Here is a 17,146-nt window from a genome sequence, read left to right on the forward strand (position 1 = left end):
TGCCGGCCGGAGACCTTCCCGGGACCTTCCCTGAACCGGCAGTGGACTCAGTGCCCGCGGGTCAGGACCTGGCCCCTGAAGAACTCGGGGCGGAGCTTGGCCATGACCAGCATGAGCACCACGCCCAGCAGGAGGACGCCCATGCCCAGGATGAAGACCAGCCCCACACCGCCGATCGACGACCCTGATCCGTACGCGGGATCCATGGAGTCGTAGGCGGTCTTGACGAACATGACCAGCAGGATGACGCCGCCCAGGAGTGGCGCGAGGAACTTGAAGAAGAAGGCCCTCGCTCCGCTGAACGCCTCGGCGCGGAAGAACCAGACACAGGCCAACGCGGTGATGCCGTAGTAGAAGCAGATCATCATACCCAGGGCCGTGATGGTGTCCCACAGTGCGTTTTCCGACGTGGTCCGGGTGATGACATAGAACGCCGCGGCCGCGATGGCAGAGGCGATCGTGGCATAACTCGGCGACTTGTATGTGGGGCTGATCCTGCCGAACTTCTGCGGCAGCGCCCGGTAATGGCCCATGGACAGCAGGGTGCGCGCCGGCGAGACAAATGTGGACTGCAGAGACGCGGCGGAGCTGCTCAGGATAGCCAGGGACATCAGGATGGCGAACGGGCCCATTACCGGTCCCGCCAGAACGGCGAAGATGCTGCCCTGGTTCTCCGGGTTGCCGGTGCCCAGCCCCGTGTCGCCGACGCCGGCGTAGCTCAGCGTGGCCAGGGCAACCGTCATGTAGATGATCACGATGACCAGCACGGTGATCGTGGCGGCACGTCCCGGCGTTTTCTCCGGGTTCTTGGTCTCCTCGTTCATGGTCAGCGTGACGTCCCAGCCCCAGTAGATGAAGATGGACAGCGAAACGCCGGCGGCGAAGGCGGAGAAGGATCCCACGGCGAACGGGTTAAACCAGTCCGGGGAGATGGCCGTGGCGTCAAAGGCGGTTCCGTTGGCGACGTGGCTGAACGCTGAGATCGAGAACCAGGCGAGGACCAGCAACTGAAATCCCACGAGAACGTACTGGACGGTCTTGGTGGTTTCCATGCCGCGGTAGGAGATCCAGCACGCGAGGGCGATAAACACCAGCGTGGTCGCGATATTCAGCGGCAGGTTGGTGGTGAGGTCGGCGAGTTCGGGATTGCCGAAGATCTGCGCCAGCATGAGGTAGAAGAAGTCCACCGCTACGGCGGCCAGGTTCGAGAGCACGATGATGGTGGCGGCGATGAGTCCCCAGCCGCCCATCCAGCCAATCCAGGGGCCGAACGCCCGCGACGCCCAGGTGAAGGAGGTCCCGGCGTCGGGCATGGCGTTGTTCAGCTCCCGGTAGCCGAAGGCCACCAGCAGCATGGGGATAAAGCCCACCAGGAAGATCGCCGGCAGTTGCACGCCGACCTCGGCCACGGTGGGACCCAGGGCGGCCGTAAGGGTGTATGCCGGGGCGATACAGGAAATGCCGATGACGACGGCGCCAATGAGCCCCACCGATCCGGCTTTCAGGCCCTTCTCACTGAGTCCGTGCTGCTGTTCGGTGTGCTGTCCTGTCGGCTGCCCTGTCTGCGACGGCTTGGACATCGCATGGTCTGCGCTCATTGTTGTGCCTCTCGGGGGGTGTCACTCGACGCTGAATGATTGAGGTGCTTGAGTTCATAGTCGCTGGGGACCACGATCATCGGCACCGGCAGGGCGCGCAGAATGCGGCCCGCTGTGCTGCCGAGGAAGATGGACCGGCCCTTGGCAAGCCGGCTGGATCCGATCAACAGGACCTCGCCGTCTTCCCAGTCCAGGCGGTCCACGGCTTCCTCGATGCTGCGCCCGTGGGCGACGACGATTTCCGTCTTCGCCTCCACCTGGGCTTCCGTCTTGGCCTCCCCCGGGACCTCCGCCTTCGCCTCCCCCGGGACTGCCGGCCCGCCGGCAGCCAGTGCGTCGGCAAGGCACTTGGCCGCATACTCCCGGGCCGCGTCGGCTGAATCGGCCGCGTCGCCGTCGAGGGCCAGAAGCGACACCACCCGCAGTGGCACGTCCCGGTTCGACGCCATGCCTAGGGCGAATTCGAGCAGCTTCTCCGCACCGGCCCGGGTTCCGAGCCCGCAACTGATCCGGGTCAGAGCCTCCTGGCGGTGATAGCCGTGCGGTGCCAGGGCCACCGGAACGGTCGAGGCGTGGAGCAATGCACTGGCCACCGACCCGATCGTGAACCGTTTGAAGAGTCCGGTGCTGGTGGCCCCGATGATGAGCATGTCCGCGCCCAATTCCTCGGCCGCCTCGATCAGTGCGTGCGCGTCGGAATCATGGCTGCGGATGTGTGCCTGCGCCGGGACACTGGATGGAACCAGCGCCAGGGCCTGGTCGAGCCACTCCTGGGCCTGCTCGGTGAGCAGATTTTCGAAGCCGGCCTTCGGCGCGAGGGCGTGCCCGGACTGCTGCACTTCGGGCACCACCAGCACAAGGTCCAGGCTCGCCCCCCGCCCGAGCGCCAGGGAGACGGCCAGATTGACCGCATCATGGCCCCTGGCATTGGCTGAATACCCCACTACGTAACGCATCTGGCCGCTCTCCTAACTGAACTGGACTGCATTCAACTGAATTGTTGGGATTCTCTACGAGGCGACGGACGCACGGTCCGCAGCAGCGACGATCCGGGCCGCCGTGAGCTGCCCCATCCGGACGGCGCCGTCAACATGCTGGTAGCCCTCGGCCGCAAGATCCGAGCAGGACCAGTAGATCGGCCCGACCGGCGTCAGCTGGTCCTTGCCGTAGCGGTGCAGTCCGCCAAGGTCGTAGCTGGCGGCGTAAGCCCCCCGGGTCCATTCCTCCGAACCCCAGTCGGACTCGTAGTAAACCTCGGGATCCAGGGCCTTTTCGCCGAGGAAGGACGCAATCGACTCGAGGATGGCGCGGCGGCGGTCCTCCGCGCTGAGCTCGAACATGGCGTCGGCCTTCTCATCCGAGACAAAGCCCACCAGCGTGCCGCGCGGGTCCTCGTGGTTGGTGTTGTCGTAGACCTCCTGCACAATGGCGCCGGCGCCGAAGGCCGTCCCGGACAGGCCGTCTTCGCGCCAGAACGGGCTGCTGTAGACGGCGTGGACCTTGATGACCAGGCCAAGTGACTGGTGCTGGTGCATCTGGTGCTGGCGGCGGGGCAACGGCGGGTTAAAGGACACCCGGGTGTAGAGGTTTGGCGGCACGGCCATGATGACGAAACGTGCGTTCACCGTGGCCCGGTCGGAGACGGCAGTGACACGGTAGCCTCCGCTCGCGTCATTGGCCCAGTTGATGGTGCGGACCGGGCTGCCGAGGACGACGTCGTCGCCCAGTTCCGCTGCCTGCAGCAGCGAAACCTGCTGCATCCCGCCGACAACCCGCTTGTCCAGGATGAAGTCCTCATCCGTGAGGTTGGTGAAGGACCCCGCCGAGGCAGCCATGAGGACGGCCTGCAGGGCGGAGAAGGCGTGGGCCGGTTTGGTCAGCATGCCGCCGGCGATGAACAGGCCGATGTTGTTGCAGGCTTCCTCATCTGTTGAGTTCTGCCGCAGCCAATGGTGAAAGGAGATGGTGTCCAGCTCGCGGGCCTTGGGGTGGGCCCACGGCTCCTCGGGAACCATCTCCGCGGCCAGGGAGTCCAGCAGTGCCGTGAGCTTGTCCATTTCAACGGCGGTGGTTTCGCTGACCGGGAAGGTGTCACCGGTGTACAGGGTGCGCCTGCCGTCCGCGCCAATGTAGACGGATTCGCCGTCGCGGTAGCGGGAATAGGTCTGCAGTCCGAGCTCATCCAGGAGCCCCAGGAGCCCGGTCTGGTCCGGCGAAACCCACTGGCCGCCGATCTCGAGCATGGCCCCGTCAACCGTGTCGGTCCAGGTCCGGCCGCCCACGCGGTCCCGCGCCTCGAGCACCGCCACACTGAGTCCGGCCTTTTTCAGCTCGCGGGCGGCGGTCAAGCCTGACGGGCCGGCTCCTACGATGACGACGTCGCGGTCAAGTTCCAGCATGATGTTCCTCCCCGTGGCCGCTAGAGTGATGCGGACCACAAAATGAATGGCGTTCATTTAGAATGATAGACCTTCCACACGCTTCGGGGAAGACCCTCCGCCTAATGAATTTCGCCCGTAAAGTAGGGGCAGAACGGGCTCACCCCGAACCCGCCAGCCAAACTGAGAAGCCAAGCAGAGAAGAAAGGCCCGGAATGACGGCAGCAACCAGCGCCCCCGCCGATCCGCACGGCCCCGCAGCCAGGCCCCGCCGCCGTGCGGGACGGCCCGCCGCGGCAGTGCTGGACCAGAACGGCATCACCGTGGCGGCCCTGCAGCTGATTGGCAAGAGCGGCTACGACGGGTTCACCATGGCTGCCCTGGCGCGGACCCTCAACGTGGCTCCCTCGGCGCTGTACAACCATGTCTCGTCCAAACGGGACGTGCTGGTCCTCGTCCAGGACCACTTGACCTCGTTCGTGGACGTCACCGCCTTCGAGGCCGGGGACTGGGAACAGGCCGTGAGGGATTGGGCCTGGAGCTACCGCGACGTATTTTCCAAGCACACCCCGCTGATTCCCGTCATTGCCGTACTGCCCGTGACCGACGCGCCCAAGACACTGGCCATGTATGAGGCCGTCAGTGCCGGTTTCAGCCGCGCAGGCTTTCCGCAGGAGCGCATTGTCCCGGCCATTGTCGCGATCGAATCGTTCATCTTTGGCTCCGCCTACGACGTCACCGCACCCGCGGACATCTTCGATTCCGGCACCATGGCCGCGTCGACACCGCATTTCACCGCCGCCGTCCAGCGCCTGGCCGAGGAAGGCCATGAAAAACCGGCCGACGTCGCCTTCAAGCTGGGACTCGAGGCACTCCTCGCCGGGCTCGGGGCGCTGCGGGCAGCCTAGCGGTCTTGCCGCGTGGTCTTGCCGCGTCGTCCGCTGCTGCGGAGTCCGCTGCTGCGGAGTTTCCCCACTTTTGACGGACCGGCGCCGCCCCACACCGGCGGGTCGGCGCAACACGCCGGGCCAAGCCTTCGAATGTGGGGAAACCGGGAAACCCCGACGCCGGCTGCCCCCGTGCGGGTTAAACAAAAGAACCCCGGTCCAAGACCGGGGTTCTTTCGATTGCGTGCGCGAGGGGGGATTTGAACCCCCACGCCCTTTCGGACACTGGCACCTGAAGCCAGCGCGTCTGCCGTTCCGCCACTCGCGCGCAACTTCTTCCACTCGGATAGGGCCGGTTTCCCGGACCGCCAACCTCGTAAAAGCAGCGAGATCAAGCATAACGGACAATTGCCGGAAAACACCAATCGAGCCCCAGAGCCCCCTGAATGGGGTCGTTTGCCGGCCACGCTTGCCCCGCCGCCGGGCGTCAAGCGGGGACCCGCCGCGGCAGTCCCGGCGGCGGTGTCCGCGCACGTCAGGGCGCGGCGGGCACTCATTTTGACGTCGCCCCGGCGGCGTCCGTTGAGGCCATTCCCAGACACGCCCAGTAGTATCTGATGTAGGAGTGTCCGCTGAGCGCGGGCTCGCAAAAGTTGGAAACCGAGTTCCGGAACGAACGCTGCCCCGCAGCCAACAGGAAAGGAGAAGGACCATGGGATTGCTGGACAAAGTCGAGCGCGGCATCGAAAAGGCCGTCCGCGGAGTCTTCTCCACCGGTTCCCGCGCCCAGGTTGAGCCTGTCGAGATCGCGAGCCGCCTCCGCACCGAGGTGGACAACAAGGCCATCACGATCGCCGCGGGACGCACCTTGGCCCCTAACGTTTTTGACGTACTCCTCAGCAGCGAGGACTTCCAGCGCGCCCAGGAATGGGGCACACCGCTCGCGGAGGAACTGTGCGACGTCGTCATCAACCATGTCCGCAGCCAGGGCTACACCCTCCAGGGCCCGGTCCGGATCAGTTTCCGCCGCGATGAGGAGCACCGCGCCGGGAATTTCGACATCACCTCGCGGACCGAGAAAGCCTCCGCCCCTTCCGTCCCGGCGCAGCCGGGTATTCACGGCAACGTACCCGCGGCTCCGACACGCCAGCCGGCGCAGCTTCAGCCTGTACTGGACATCGACGGCCAGCGCTATTCGCTGAACGCGCCCTCAATCGTCCTCGGACGGTCCTCCGAAGCAGACATCCTTATTGACGACACCGGCGTTTCGCGCCGCCACCTGGAAATCCGGACTGGGCCTGGTACGGCCCAGGCGATCGATCTCGGCTCCACGAACGGCAGCTACGTCAACGGCCAAAAGATCGTGGGCAGTTCGGATCTTGCTGACGGCGCCACGATCATGATGGGACGAACCAAAATCATCTTCCGCCTACTGCCCGCCCACCCAGGCGGCCACGCATGAGCGAATTGACCATCACGGCCCTGCGTTTCGGGTTCCTCATCCTCCTGTGGGTGCTGATCTTCAGCATTGTCTCGGCCATGCGCCGCGACCTGATGATCGGCCGCAAGGCGGCGGCCGGTGCCCCCACGGCACGCCAGGTGCGCAAGAATCCTTCCCTTGCCGAACCGCCGCCCGCCCCCGTCAAACAACAGGCCCGCCAGCTGATCGTGACCGAGGGACCGTTGAAGGGCACCACCATCGCCCTCGCGGCGAGCCCCATCCTCCTTGGCCGGGCACAGGAAGCCACCCTGGTCCTGGAGGACGACTACGCCTCGGGCCGCCATGCCCGCCTGTTCCCGCAGGGCAGCCGCTGGTTCATCGAGGACCTCGGCTCCACTAATGGCACGTATCTGGCAGACCAGCAGCTGACCCGGGCCCTCCCGGTGGAGCTGGGCGTCCCCGTGAGAATCGGCAAGACGGTCATCGAATTGAGGCCGTAGCCGTGGCTGCCCCGGAATTTCCCGCAGACAGGGCCGAAGGCAAGCCAACTGCCCCGAAGCGGCCGCTCATCATGCGCTACGCCGCGCGGTCAGACGTCGGCCGCATACGCGCCAAGAATGACGACTCCGCCTACGTCGGCCGGCACCTCGCCGTCGTTGCCGACGGCATGGGTGGCCATGCCGGCGGCGACGTCGCCTCCGCCGCGACCGTCCTGGACATGATCCACCTGGACCATGACGACTACGACGGCGACGCCGGCACCGTGCTCGCCGACGAAATCCAGACGGCCAACTCCCTGCTGTCCGAACTGGTGCACATGAATCCCAAGCTCGCCGGGATGGGCACCACGGTCACGGCCCTGCTCCTCGCCGAAGGAAAGCTCCACTTCGCCCACATCGGCGACTCCCGGGCCTACCGGCTGCGCGACGGCGAGTTCGAACAGGTCAGTGTCGACCACACCTTTGTCCAGCGGCTCATCGATGAGGGCAGGCTCCGCCCCGAAGAGGCCGAAACGCATCCGCACAAGAACGTCCTCATGCGCGTGCTGGGCGACGTCGATGCCAGCCCGGAGCTGGATCTTGACACACTGGCAGTCCAGGCCGGGGAACGATGGCTGCTCTGCTCGGACGGCCTGAACTATGTGGCCGGCCACGTCGTGGAGCGCACCGTCCGGGAGACGAAGGACCTGGGCGAATGCGCCGAACTGCTGGTTGAACTCACGCTGGAGGCCGGCGCCCCGGACAACGTGACCGTGGTGGTACTCGACATCGCCGAGCCGACACGCGATGACGTCCGGACCGCCGCCGTCGACGTCGTGCCCGCGCCCGCAGCGGCCGCCGGGACGTCAGCGCCCGCCGCCCCGGCCGGACCCCTGGCCGGGCCCCTGGCCGGCAGCACCGTTGGTGCCGCGAAAACCCCCGGCGAGTCCGTAAAGAAGGACAACTCCGCCCAGGACACCGGGTCCGCCGCGCTGGCCGCCGCGGCACGAGCCTCGGGGCCGCCGGCCGACCCGGCCCCAGGGTCCCCGGCCGACGGCACATCGCCGGCCGCCGCCACACAGAAGGCCGCCGAGGGCAAGGAACCCGAGACCACCACCGACCCGCATCTGGGCGAACACCTCTCGGCCGAAGTCCTGCGGGAAGAACTCTCCATGCGCCCGCACGAACTTGTCGGGGCCGCCGCCGCAGCGGCGGAATCAGGGTCCATTCCTTCCATCGCCGGACGCACCGTGGCCCGGCGCGCGGCCACGGTCCTCACGCACAAGTCCGAACAGGACCGCGAGGAGGCAGACGACTTCAGGCCCGCCGGACGGCCGCGCCGGTGGCTTACCGTATCCATTGCCGCCGCGATCGTCGCGCTGCTGGCCGTCGGACTCTGGCTTGGCTACGCCTGGACCCAGACGCGCTACTACATCGGCGAACACGATCAGCATGTGGCCATCTTCAACGGCGTCTCCCAGCGTCTCGGGCCCATCCAGCTTTCCACTCTCGAAGCGGTAACCGATATCAAGATGTCCGACCTTCCCGAATTTTCGCAGCAGCGGGTGCGCCAGACTGTGCCCGCCCGCGACCTCTACGACGCGCAGCGGATCGTCAAAAACCTGGAACGCACCGGCACGACCGCCCCGGCCGATGAATGCCTCACCCCGTCCCCCGCAGCGACGGCCGCCGGTGCCACCCCCTCCCCCGGCACCACGGCCAAGCCGGGCTCCACGGCGTCGCCAAGTGCCACAGCCTCCCCAGGAGCGGCGGCCAAGCCGTCGCCATCCGCCACCCCGACTACGAATTGCGAGGGGGCCAAATGACACCCATCGACCCCGTGCCCAGGCCACGACGAAACGTGGAGCTTGTCCTCCTGGTCCTCGCCCTCGCCGTAGGGATTGGTGCCCAGGCACTCGTGGGCGTGGACCGGCAAAAAGCGTTTGACACCGACTTCTGGTTCCAGTCCGGACTCCTGGCGTTGGCCGCCCTCGCCTTCCATGTGGTGCTGCGGCTCCGCGCAAAATATGCCGACCCGGTAATACTTCCGCTCGTGGTCGCCCTTAACGGGCTGGGCCTGGCCATGATCCACCGGCTGGACAGGGTGGGCGAAGACACCGGCAACAACCAGCTGCGCTGGACCCTGGTGGCCATGGCGGTCGCGATCGCGGTCATTTGGTTCCTCAAGGACCACCGGATCCTGCGCCGCTTCACCTATATCTCCCTGGCCATCAGCGCCGTGCTCCTCATCCTGCCGCTGGTTCCCGGCGTCTCCGCCGGAGAGGTCCTGGGTGCCAGCGTCTGGATCAAGATCGGTTCCATGACCTTTCAGCCGGGTGAAATCGCCAAGATCACGCTGGCCATCTTCTTTGCCGGCTATCTGTCGTCGAACCGGGACCTCATCCTGCTGGCGGGCCGCAAGATCGGCCCGGTGCAGTTCCCGCGGTTCAAGGACATGGGCCCCATGATCACCGCCTGGCTCGTGAGCATCGGCGTGCTGGTCTTCCAGCGTGACCTGGGATCCTCGATCCTGTTCTTCGGCCTGTTCCTCGTCATGATCTACGTCGCCACGAGCCGCATCAGCTGGGTGATCATCGGCCTCGTGCTGATTGCCGTCGGCGGCGTCGTCGCTGCCCGCGTGTTCTCGCACGTGGCCCTGCGGATCGACGGCTGGCTCAACGCGTTCACCGATGAGGTCTACGGCCGGCAGTTCGGCGGCAGCCTCCAAATTGTCGAGGGCCTGTTCGGCATGGCCAACGGCGGCCTGGTCGGCACCGGCCTCGGCCAGGGCCGGCCCAACCTCGTCCCCTTCGCCAACAGCGACATGATCATCGCCTCCTTTGGTGAGGAACTGGGCCTGATCGGCGTCTTCGCGATCGTCCTGATGTACCTGCTGCTGTTCACCCGGGGCTTCCGCGCCGCGCTGGGCACCCGCGACGCGTTCGGCAAACTGCTCGCCACCGGGCTCTCCTTCGCGATCGCGCTGCAGTGCTTTGTGGTGATCGGCGGCGTGACGCGCCTGATCCCCCTGACCGGACTTACGACGCCGTTCCTCGCCGCCGGCGGGTCCTCGCTCCTGGCGAACTGGATCATTGTGGGTCTGCTGCTCATGATTTCGCACTCCGCGCGCGGCCCGGTGGATACAACGCCGTTGCCGCCCGGCCAGGAACCCGGTGCGCGCAAGAACTTCCCCGTGCTGCCTGCCAAACCGGCGCCGGATCCCCGTAACAGTCCCGACGCACCCACCGAGGCGGTGAAACAGCTGTGAACCAGGCCATCCGCAATTCATGGATTGCCGCCATCGCGATGTTCGTGCTGATCTTCGGCGCGCTCAGCTATGTGCAGGTGGTTGGCGCCGACGAGCTTAAGGCCAACGCCTGGAACAGGCGCGCCATCCTGCAGAACTACTGCAACGACCGCGGTGCGATCATTGTCGGCGGCACCCCGGTGGCAGAGTCCGTGCCCGCCACGGAAAGCTGCAAATTCCAGCGGACCTACTCCCAGCCCGAACTCTACGCGGGCGTCACCGGCTACTTCTCCAAGAACTACGGCCTCACCGGACTCGAGAAGTCCATGAACGATGTCCTGGCCGGCAGCTCGGACCAGCAGTTCCTGGACCGGGTGGGCCAGTTGTTCCTCGGCAACCAGCCCAAGGGCGCGTCCGTGGAGCTTACCCTGGACCCCAAGCTCCAGAAGCTGGCGTACGACCTCATCCCGGACGGCATTCGCGGGCACATCGTGGTCACCAACCCGAAGACCGGCGCGGTCCTGGCCATGGTGTCCAAACCGTCCTATGACCCCAACCTGATTGCCACCCAGGACGCTGCCGCCGAACAGGCCAACTACACCGAGCTGAACCAGGTCCCCGGGATCAACCTGAACCAGAACGTCTCTGGACCCACGGGCGAGCTGCTGGCACCGGGATCGGTGTTCAAGCTCATCGACACCTCTGCGGCGCTGAAATCGGGCAAGTACAACAAGGACAGCGACCTGCCCAACCCGGCCGAGATGTCCTTCCCCGGCATCGACTACAAGCTGCCCAACTACGCGGGCGGCAACTGCTACACGCGCACGACGGCGTCGTTCGCGTTTGCCCTGCAGCAGTCCTGCAACACACCGTTCGCCAGCATCGCCCTGGACCTGAAGCAGAAAGCCATCGCGGACGAGGCGGAGAAATTCGGCTTCGGCCAGGACTTCGGCGACCAGCTCAAGCTGGACAGTGCCCCAAGCTTCTTCCCGACCGAACCGCTGGACGACGCCGGGCTGGCGCAGTCCTCGATCGGCCAGCGCGACGTCCGCGCCACGCCGCTGCAGATCAACACCATGACGGCGGCGATCGCCAACGACGGAGTGCAGATGCAGCCGAACCTGATCAAGGCCGTACGCGCCCCCGACCTGCGGACGATCAACGAACCGAAACCCCAGGCCCTGCGCACCGCCACGACTCCGGAGATCGCACGGCAGATCAACGAGTGGATGGTCAGCGTTGTCGACGACGGCATCGCACACCGTGCGGCCGTGCCCGGTGTCCAGGTGGCCGGCAAGACCGGTACCGCGGAACTCGGCAACGGCCTGAACAATTCTTGGTTTACCGGGTTTGCCCCGGCAAATGACCCGCAAGTGGCCGTCACCATCGTCATGGAAGGCGTAGACATCACCACTGGCGCAAACCTAACCAGTCCGAACGCGAAGAAGATTTTTGAGGCGGTGTTGAATAAGTGAGGCCTACTTCGGGAATCACCCTCGGCGGCAGATTCCAGCTGACCACGCGCATTGCGATCGGCGGCATGGGAGAAGTCTGGAAAGCCAAAGACCTGATCCTTGGCCGCATCGTCGCCATCAAGGTGCTCAAGGAGGAATACACGGGCGACCCCGGTTTCCTGCAGCGCTTCCGCGCCGAGGCACGCCATACCGCCCTGCTGAACCACGTGGGCATCGCCAACGTCTTCGATTACGGCGAGGAAGAGGGTTCCGCCTACCTGGTCATGGAACTGGTTCCGGGCCAGCCGCTGAGCAGCATCATCGAGCACGAACAGGTGCTTTCCCCGGACCGCACCCTTTCGATGATCGCCCAGACGGCGCGGGCCCTGGCAGTCGCCCACGCCCAGGGCCTCGTGCACCGCGACATCAAGCCGGGGAACCTGCTCATCACCCCCGACGGCCGCGTCAAGGTCACCGACTTCGGCATCGCGCGCCTGGCCGACCAGGTTCCGCTGACCCAGACCGGCCAGGTGATGGGCACCGCCCAGTACCTGGCACCCGAACAGGCCACGGGGCAGACTGCCACCGGAGCCTCGGACATCTACTCCCTCGGCGTCATCGGCTACGAGTGCCTCACGGGCCACCGGCCGTTCTCCGGGGAATCCCAGATCGCCATCGCGCTGGCCCAGGTCAACGATGCGCCTCCGCCCCTGCCGGACACGCTGCCCAGGCCCGTCCGCGCCCTGCTGATGTCCATGCTGGCCAAGGATCCGAAGAACCGCCCGGCCGACGCCATCAAGCTGTCCGAGGCGGCCGAGGCCATCCGCAACGGTGATATCGCCGCCGCACACGCAGCCGTACCGGGCATGCTGCTTTTCGAGGCAGCCACCGGGCCCATCACGGCCCCCGTCGACGTCCCCACAGCGGCCACCAGCGTCATTGGCTCCAGCGCCGCGGAGGACAAGTCGACGTCGGCGACGTCCGCGCTGCCCGTCGTGGGCGCCGCCGGTGCAGGTGCGGCCGCGGGCTTGGCAGCAGGCGCTGCCGCAGCCAGCGGCTACGGCGCCCGCAACGCTCTCAACCGCGCCGATGCCCTGGCGGCCGAGCGAAGCTGGGTGCAGGAAGAGGAGGAAGAAGACTACGACGAGCCGGAGGAGGAGCCGAAGCGCCGCGGACGCAGCCCGTGGACGTGGCCGCTGATTGCGCTGATCCTGCTGGTGGTGTTCGCCCTGGTCGGTGTGGTCCTGAGCCAGGCCGGCAGCCTCTTCCCCTCGCAGGGTCCGGCCACGAGCAGTGCCACGTCCAGCATCGCGAAACCGAGCAGTGCCACGCCGTCGGCGTCGTCGGCTTCCCCGACCGAGACCCCCACCCCCACGCCCAGCTCAGCGACACCCACCGAATCCACCCCGGCCGCGGTCAACCTGATCCCGGACGCCTACCTCGGGCGGCCGTACAACGATGTCCGCAATGAGCTGATTGGCAAGGGGCTGCAAGTCACCGGTGTCGAGGTCGTCAACGACGCGACGCCAGGCACCGTCACCAACATCGATCCCTCCGGTGCCGTCCAGCCGGGCACCACCATCACGGTCAGCTACTCCAAGGGCCCGGAAATGGTCGACGTCCCGTCCATCAAGGCGGGCGCCAGCGAGGCTGAAGTCCAGCAGGCAATCCAGGACGCCGGGCTGCGCTGGGCCAAGGGAGCCGACGTCAGTCCCACGAACAAGAAGGAAGATCCGGGCACTTTCGTGAGCTCGCAGCCTCCTTCCGGGTCCAAAGTGACCGCGGGAAGCGTCGTGACCTACCACCTCGCCAAGGCCACGGCCGCATCCCCTTCACCTTCAGCTACCAAGTCCGGACCCTAAGCGATCATGAGCAATACACCCCGCACTCCCTCGCACAGGGAGGAACGCCCGGCGAACACGCAGCGCGTCCTCAGCGGGCGCTATGAGCTGGGTGAGCTGATCGGCCGTGGCGGCATGGCGGATGTTTTCCGCGGCCTCGATACCCGGCTGGGACGTACCGTGGCCGTCAAGCTGCTGCGCCCGGACCTGGCCCGGGATCCGCAGTTCCAGGCCCGCTTCAAGCGCGAGGCCCAGGCTGTCGCGGCACTCAACCACCCCTCGATTGTGGCTGTCTTCGACACCGGGGACCACGCGGTCCCCGGTGATCACGACGACAGCGTCCGGGTGCCCTACATCGTGATGGAGTTCGTTTCCGGCAAGACCATCCGCGACATGGTGCGGGCCAAGGACGTCACCATCGACCAGGCGATCGACTTCACCCTGGGCGTGCTGTCCGCGCTCGATTACAGCCACAAGGCCGGGATCGTGCACCGCGACATCAAGCCCGCCAACGTGATGTTTTGCCCCGATTCAAACAACGTCAAGGTCATGGACTTCGGAATCGCCCGCGCCATTGCGGATTCGTCCGCCACCATGACACAGACGCAGGCCGTCGTCGGCACGGCGCAGTACCTGTCCCCGGAACAGGCCCGGGGCGAAGCCGTCGACGCGCGCAGCGACCTGTACTCCGCCGGATGCCTTCTCTACGAGATGCTGACCGGCCGGCCGCCGTTCATCGGCGACAGCCCCGTCTCCGTGGCCTACCAGCACGTTCGTGAGATCCCCGAGCCCGCCAGCAGCCTCAATCCCGAAGTCTCCGCCGCGCTGAACAGCGTGTTGATGAAGGCGCTGCAGAAGAACCGCGCAGACCGTTTCCAGGACGCCGCCGCCTTCCGCCGCGCCCTGCGGGCCGCGCGCAGCGGCGTTCCGGTGACGGCGCCGTCCGCCAGCGAGGCCCCCACTGACCCCACCAACGAGGTTCCCCGGCACGACCCCCTGGCGCCCACGGCAGCTTTCTCCCTGACCGGCGCCAAGTTCCTCGACGATTCCCCCGGCGGCCGGCTGCGGCCCGCCGAAGAAATACCCGACGACGAGGAAGTGCTGCAGCCGGCGGGCACCGAACTCTATGGCATTGCGGACACCGGCAGCCTGCCGCTGGCGCTGCCGGTCGAACGCGAGCACACCCCTCGCCAGAAGACGCGCCGCCGCACCTGGATCGCGACGCTCGTGGTCCTCACACTGCTGGTGCTGGCCGGCGGCGGCCTGTGGCTGTACAACCTCATGAATCAGGCCCCGCCGCAGGCAACCAAGGTACTGGTTCCCACGGTGACGTCCCTGACGGAATCAGAGGCCCTGCAAAGGCTGTACAACGCAGGTTTCAAGCCACAGCTCCAACGGCTGCAGCACGAGAGCATTCCCAAAGGCACCGCGATTGGCACCGTGCCGACGTCGGGGAGTTCCATGGACGCCAACTCGGACATCATCCTCAACATCTCCGAGGGCCCCAGCGCGATCACCATTCCGACGGACCTGCCCGGCCGGACCGAGGCGGCAGCCCGGGATCTTCTCCACCAAACGGGGCTGACTGGCGTCCTCACCACCAAGATGTCCAACAACCCCACCGTTCCGGTCGGCATTGTCATCACCACCAACCCGGCCCCGGGCCAGGTTGTGGCCGTGGCGGACGCGGTCGAAATCGTCGTCTCCACCGGCAAGGTTGCTGTGCCGCAGCTGATCGGGCTGCCGCTGGCGGAGGCGGAGGCGAAACTGAAGGAACAGGGCCTGGTGCTCAAGGCCACCGAGGTGGAGAACTCCCAGGTGGCTCCGGGCAAGGTGACAGGCCAGGCCGATGCCGCGGATTCGCTCGTCGAACAGGGCAAGACCATTACCGTGACCGTGGCGAAGGCACCGGCGCCGCCGCCGCCCCCGCCGTCGCCCACACCGACGCCGACCAAGAGCGCGTCCAAAGAGGACGCGGCCCTGGGCGGACTGTTCCCCTAACCCGGTCGGGAAAAACCTAAGGTGCCGGCTACCGCCGCGCCCGCGCTTTCAGTGCCTGCCGGGTCAGTGTTTGATGAGCGGGCTCAGGTCCGCTGCCCGTTCGGCAGCGCCCGCCATGCCCAGTGACTCCAGCCAGTTGCCGAGCATCTGGTAGCCGCCTTCGGTCAGGACGGATTCCGGGTGGAACTGGACGCCGCACAGCGGGGCGGTGCGGTGCTGCAGGCCCATCACCACACCGGTGCCCGTTTCCGCGGTGATCTCCAGGACCTCCGGGATGCTCTCGCGGACAGCGGCCAGCGAATGGTAACGGGTGGCCGTGAGGGGCGAGGGGAGCCCCGCAAAGACGCTGGTTCCATGGTGTTCGACGAGGGAAGTCTTGCCGTGCATCAGTTCGGGAGCGTGCGTCACGGTTCCGCCGTAGGCCTCCGCCAGCGCCTGGTGCCCCAGGCAGACACCCAGCATGGGCTTGTCGTAGCTGCCGCACCACTTGATCAGCTCAATGCAGACGCCGGCCCCGGCTGGATTCCCCGGACCGGGAGAGATAAGGACCCCGTCCCGCGCCTCGGCCATTTCGATCGCCTCGGCGAGCGTGACGTCGTCGTTGCGGACTACGGTGGTCTCCGCACCGAGCTCCTGGAGATAGCCGACCAGGGTGTAGACAAAGCTGTCGTAGTTGTCTACGACCAGGATCTTCGTTGTGCTCATGGGTGCCTTGCCGAACCAATCGTTGAATCTGTTAACTGGGTGAATTGCGCCAGCCAGGGAAAAAGGAACTGAACCATCAATACCAGTGCTCCGGCCGCCAGCACCAGCGCGGTCGCAATCCTGAGCCACAAGGGCCCGGGAAGGCGGCGGAAAAGCCAGCCATACATTCGTCAGCCTTCCCCGGCCGCGCGGGCCGCCCGGGAAATTTCAGCCGGCGGTCCAGCCGAAAGGGACTGCCACCGCTCCAGCAGGGCGTAGGCCACAAAGCGTTCCTCGGAGCCTAACCGCGGGTTGCAGGTCGTCATGGTCAGGTAGCTCTCTGTCGGCGCGGCGCCCGGCCGCATCGGCACCGGCAACAGCACATCGGTCCGCGAGGGGAGGACTGTCTGGCTGTTCCGGAACACGTAGACATAGTAGCCCTCACGGGTCTGGACGTAGATCCGGTCCCCGGGCACCAGGGCGTCGATATGGTCCAGGACGGCGCCGTGGGTCTGCCGGTGCCCTGCCAGGGCGAAGTTTCCCGCAGCCCCTGGCATGGCCGTGCCCTGATAGTGCCCGATGCCCAGCGTGTCCAACACCGCCGGAGTGGTTCCCTGAACGATTGGACGCGTGTATCCGGCGCCGAAACGGGGAACATACAGGATGCCGATGGTCGCGCCCTCGGCCGGTTCGGGAGCGTCGGCGGGATCCGGGGCAACAGCCGACGGCAGAGGCGGCGCTGCGGGAGCGGCTGTTCCAATCCCGCGGGCAAAGTCGTGCACCGCCTCGCGCTGCCGGGCGTCGGAGGCCACATTCGTCCACCACAACTGCCAGGCTACAAAGAGCAGGACAATGACGCCCACGGTCAGGAGCAGCTCGCCCGCGACGTGGATGGTGCGCAGGAGCAGCCCGCGGCGGCTGCGCGCCGTCCGGCCGGATTCCTGCTCCAACTCCAGCACTGCGGGTTCTCCTCCAGGACGGTTGCGCGGGTCCCCGGCGTGGCCGGAACTACAGCTAGAATTGTGCGACACAAGAATTCAAGCTCGACCAAGAGCACGTTGGCCGGCGGGGGCTCGTTTCCTGCAGGATACCAAGCCACGTTGGCCGCTCTTGTTCCAGCCCGCCAAGGAGGATCA

General features: G+C 66.5%; 13 protein-coding genes and 1 tRNA gene. 8 read left to right on the forward strand and 6 right to left on the reverse strand.

What is annotated here, in order from left to right:
• Positions 1-47 precede the first annotated feature (47 nt).
• From AC1DGD_RS10435 to AC1DGD_RS10445, 3 genes are read right to left on the reverse strand one after another with little or no spacing between them, the layout of a single operon-like run.
• Positions 48-1,580, reverse strand: a complete 1,533-nt coding sequence (locus AC1DGD_RS10435) for an APC family permease (protein ID WP_476856793.1) — start codon at positions 1,578-1,580, stop codon at positions 48-50.
• A 14-nt stretch (positions 1,581-1,594) separates the two neighbouring features.
• The gene (locus AC1DGD_RS10440; protein WP_459383496.1) at positions 1,595-2,554 is read right to left on the reverse strand and encodes a universal stress protein; all 960 of its coding nucleotides are present in this window, start codon (positions 2,552-2,554) and stop codon (positions 1,595-1,597) included.
• 54 nt (positions 2,555-2,608) lie between these two features.
• Complete coding sequence (locus AC1DGD_RS10445) at positions 2,609-3,997, reverse strand: flavin monoamine oxidase family protein (protein ID WP_476850726.1); 1,389 nt, start codon at positions 3,995-3,997, stop codon at positions 2,609-2,611.
• A gap of 194 nt (positions 3,998-4,191) precedes the next feature.
• Between AC1DGD_RS10445 and AC1DGD_RS10450 the strand changes: the two genes are divergently transcribed.
• Positions 4,192-4,884 carry a TetR/AcrR family transcriptional regulator gene (locus AC1DGD_RS10450; RefSeq protein WP_476850718.1) on the forward strand — a complete coding sequence of 231 codons (693 nt, stop codon included), beginning with the start codon at positions 4,192-4,194 and terminating at the stop codon, positions 4,882-4,884.
• A 224-nt stretch (positions 4,885-5,108) separates the two neighbouring features.
• Here AC1DGD_RS10450 and AC1DGD_RS10455 read toward each other — a convergent pair.
• Positions 5,109-5,191: transfer RNA gene (locus tag AC1DGD_RS10455), tRNA-Leu, on the reverse strand.
• A gap of 384 nt (positions 5,192-5,575) precedes the next feature.
• Here AC1DGD_RS10455 and AC1DGD_RS10460 point away from each other — a divergent pair.
• The 7 genes from AC1DGD_RS10460 to pknB are packed head-to-tail and all read left to right on the forward strand — an operon-like array spanning position 5,576 to position 15,326.
• Positions 5,576-6,325 carry an FhaA domain-containing protein gene (locus tag AC1DGD_RS10460; protein WP_223914854.1) on the forward strand — a complete coding sequence of 250 codons (750 nt, stop codon included), beginning with the start codon at positions 5,576-5,578 and terminating at the stop codon, positions 6,323-6,325.
• Positions 6,322-6,804 (forward strand): FHA domain-containing protein FhaB/FipA, encoded by a 483-nt coding sequence (locus tag AC1DGD_RS10465; RefSeq protein WP_018775647.1) that lies wholly within the window; start codon positions 6,322-6,324, stop codon positions 6,802-6,804. Before AC1DGD_RS10460 ends, AC1DGD_RS10465 begins: the two co-directional genes overlap by 4 nt.
• Positions 6,805-6,806: 2 nt before the next feature.
• A complete protein-coding gene (locus AC1DGD_RS10470) occupies positions 6,807-8,609 on the forward strand; it encodes a PP2C family protein-serine/threonine phosphatase (RefSeq protein WP_476856753.1) in 1,803 nt (600 codons plus the stop codon).
• Positions 8,606-10,051, forward strand: coding sequence for an FtsW/RodA/SpoVE family cell cycle protein (locus AC1DGD_RS10475; protein ID WP_476850716.1), 1,446 nt, complete (start codon positions 8,606-8,608; stop codon positions 10,049-10,051). Before AC1DGD_RS10470 ends, AC1DGD_RS10475 begins: the two co-directional genes overlap by 4 nt.
• Entirely contained in the window at positions 10,048-11,505 is a 1,458-nt protein-coding gene (locus AC1DGD_RS10480) for a peptidoglycan D,D-transpeptidase FtsI family protein (RefSeq protein WP_476850715.1), read from the forward strand. Before AC1DGD_RS10475 ends, AC1DGD_RS10480 begins: the two co-directional genes overlap by 4 nt.
• Positions 11,502-13,346, forward strand: a complete 1,845-nt coding sequence (locus tag AC1DGD_RS10485) for a protein kinase domain-containing protein (RefSeq protein ID WP_476850714.1) — start codon at positions 11,502-11,504, stop codon at positions 13,344-13,346. The genes AC1DGD_RS10480 and AC1DGD_RS10485 overlap by 4 nt, the downstream gene beginning before the upstream one ends.
• Positions 13,347-13,352: 6 nt before the next feature.
• A complete protein-coding gene (pknB, locus tag AC1DGD_RS10490; protein WP_476856754.1) occupies positions 13,353-15,326 on the forward strand; it encodes a Stk1 family PASTA domain-containing Ser/Thr kinase in 1,974 nt (657 codons plus the stop codon).
• Between the two features lie 63 nt (positions 15,327-15,389).
• On the opposite strand, the gene AC1DGD_RS10495 is transcribed toward pknB, so the two are convergent.
• Together AC1DGD_RS10495 and AC1DGD_RS10500 are read right to left on the reverse strand one after the other, a co-directional pair.
• Positions 15,390-16,031, reverse strand: coding sequence for an anthranilate synthase component II (locus tag AC1DGD_RS10495; RefSeq protein WP_476856755.1), 642 nt, complete (start codon positions 16,029-16,031; stop codon positions 15,390-15,392).
• A 170-nt stretch (positions 16,032-16,201) separates the two neighbouring features.
• Positions 16,202-16,969, reverse strand: a complete 768-nt coding sequence (locus AC1DGD_RS10500; protein WP_476856756.1) for a class E sortase — start codon at positions 16,967-16,969, stop codon at positions 16,202-16,204.
• Positions 16,970-17,146 lie beyond the last annotated feature (177 nt).

Source organism: Arthrobacter sp. 05T45, assembly GCF_056395875.1.

Excerpts from the sequence above, each read along its gene's own strand:
- AC1DGD_RS10435 (WP_476856793.1), bottom strand. The coding sequence starts at position 1,580 with ATGTCCAAGCCGTCGCAGACAGGGCAGCCGACAGGACAGCACACCGAA.
- AC1DGD_RS10440 (WP_459383496.1), bottom strand. The coding sequence starts at position 2,554 with ATGCGTTACGTAGTGGGGTATTCAGCCAATGCCAGGGGCCATGATGCG.
- AC1DGD_RS10445 (WP_476850726.1), bottom strand. The coding sequence starts at position 3,997 with ATGCTGGAACTTGACCGCGACGTCGTCATCGTAGGAGCCGGCCCGTCA.
- AC1DGD_RS10450 (WP_476850718.1), top strand. The coding sequence starts at position 4,192 with ATGACGGCAGCAACCAGCGCCCCCGCCGATCCGCACGGCCCCGCAGCC.
- AC1DGD_RS10460 (WP_223914854.1), top strand. The coding sequence starts at position 5,576 with ATGGGATTGCTGGACAAAGTCGAGCGCGGCATCGAAAAGGCCGTCCGC.
- AC1DGD_RS10465 (WP_018775647.1), top strand. The coding sequence starts at position 6,322 with ATGAGCGAATTGACCATCACGGCCCTGCGTTTCGGGTTCCTCATCCTC.
- AC1DGD_RS10475 (WP_476850716.1), top strand. The coding sequence starts at position 8,606 with ATGACACCCATCGACCCCGTGCCCAGGCCACGACGAAACGTGGAGCTT.
- pknB (WP_476856754.1), top strand. The coding sequence starts at position 13,353 with ATGAGCAATACACCCCGCACTCCCTCGCACAGGGAGGAACGCCCGGCG.
- AC1DGD_RS10495 (WP_476856755.1), bottom strand. The coding sequence starts at position 16,031 with ATGAGCACAACGAAGATCCTGGTCGTAGACAACTACGACAGCTTTGTC.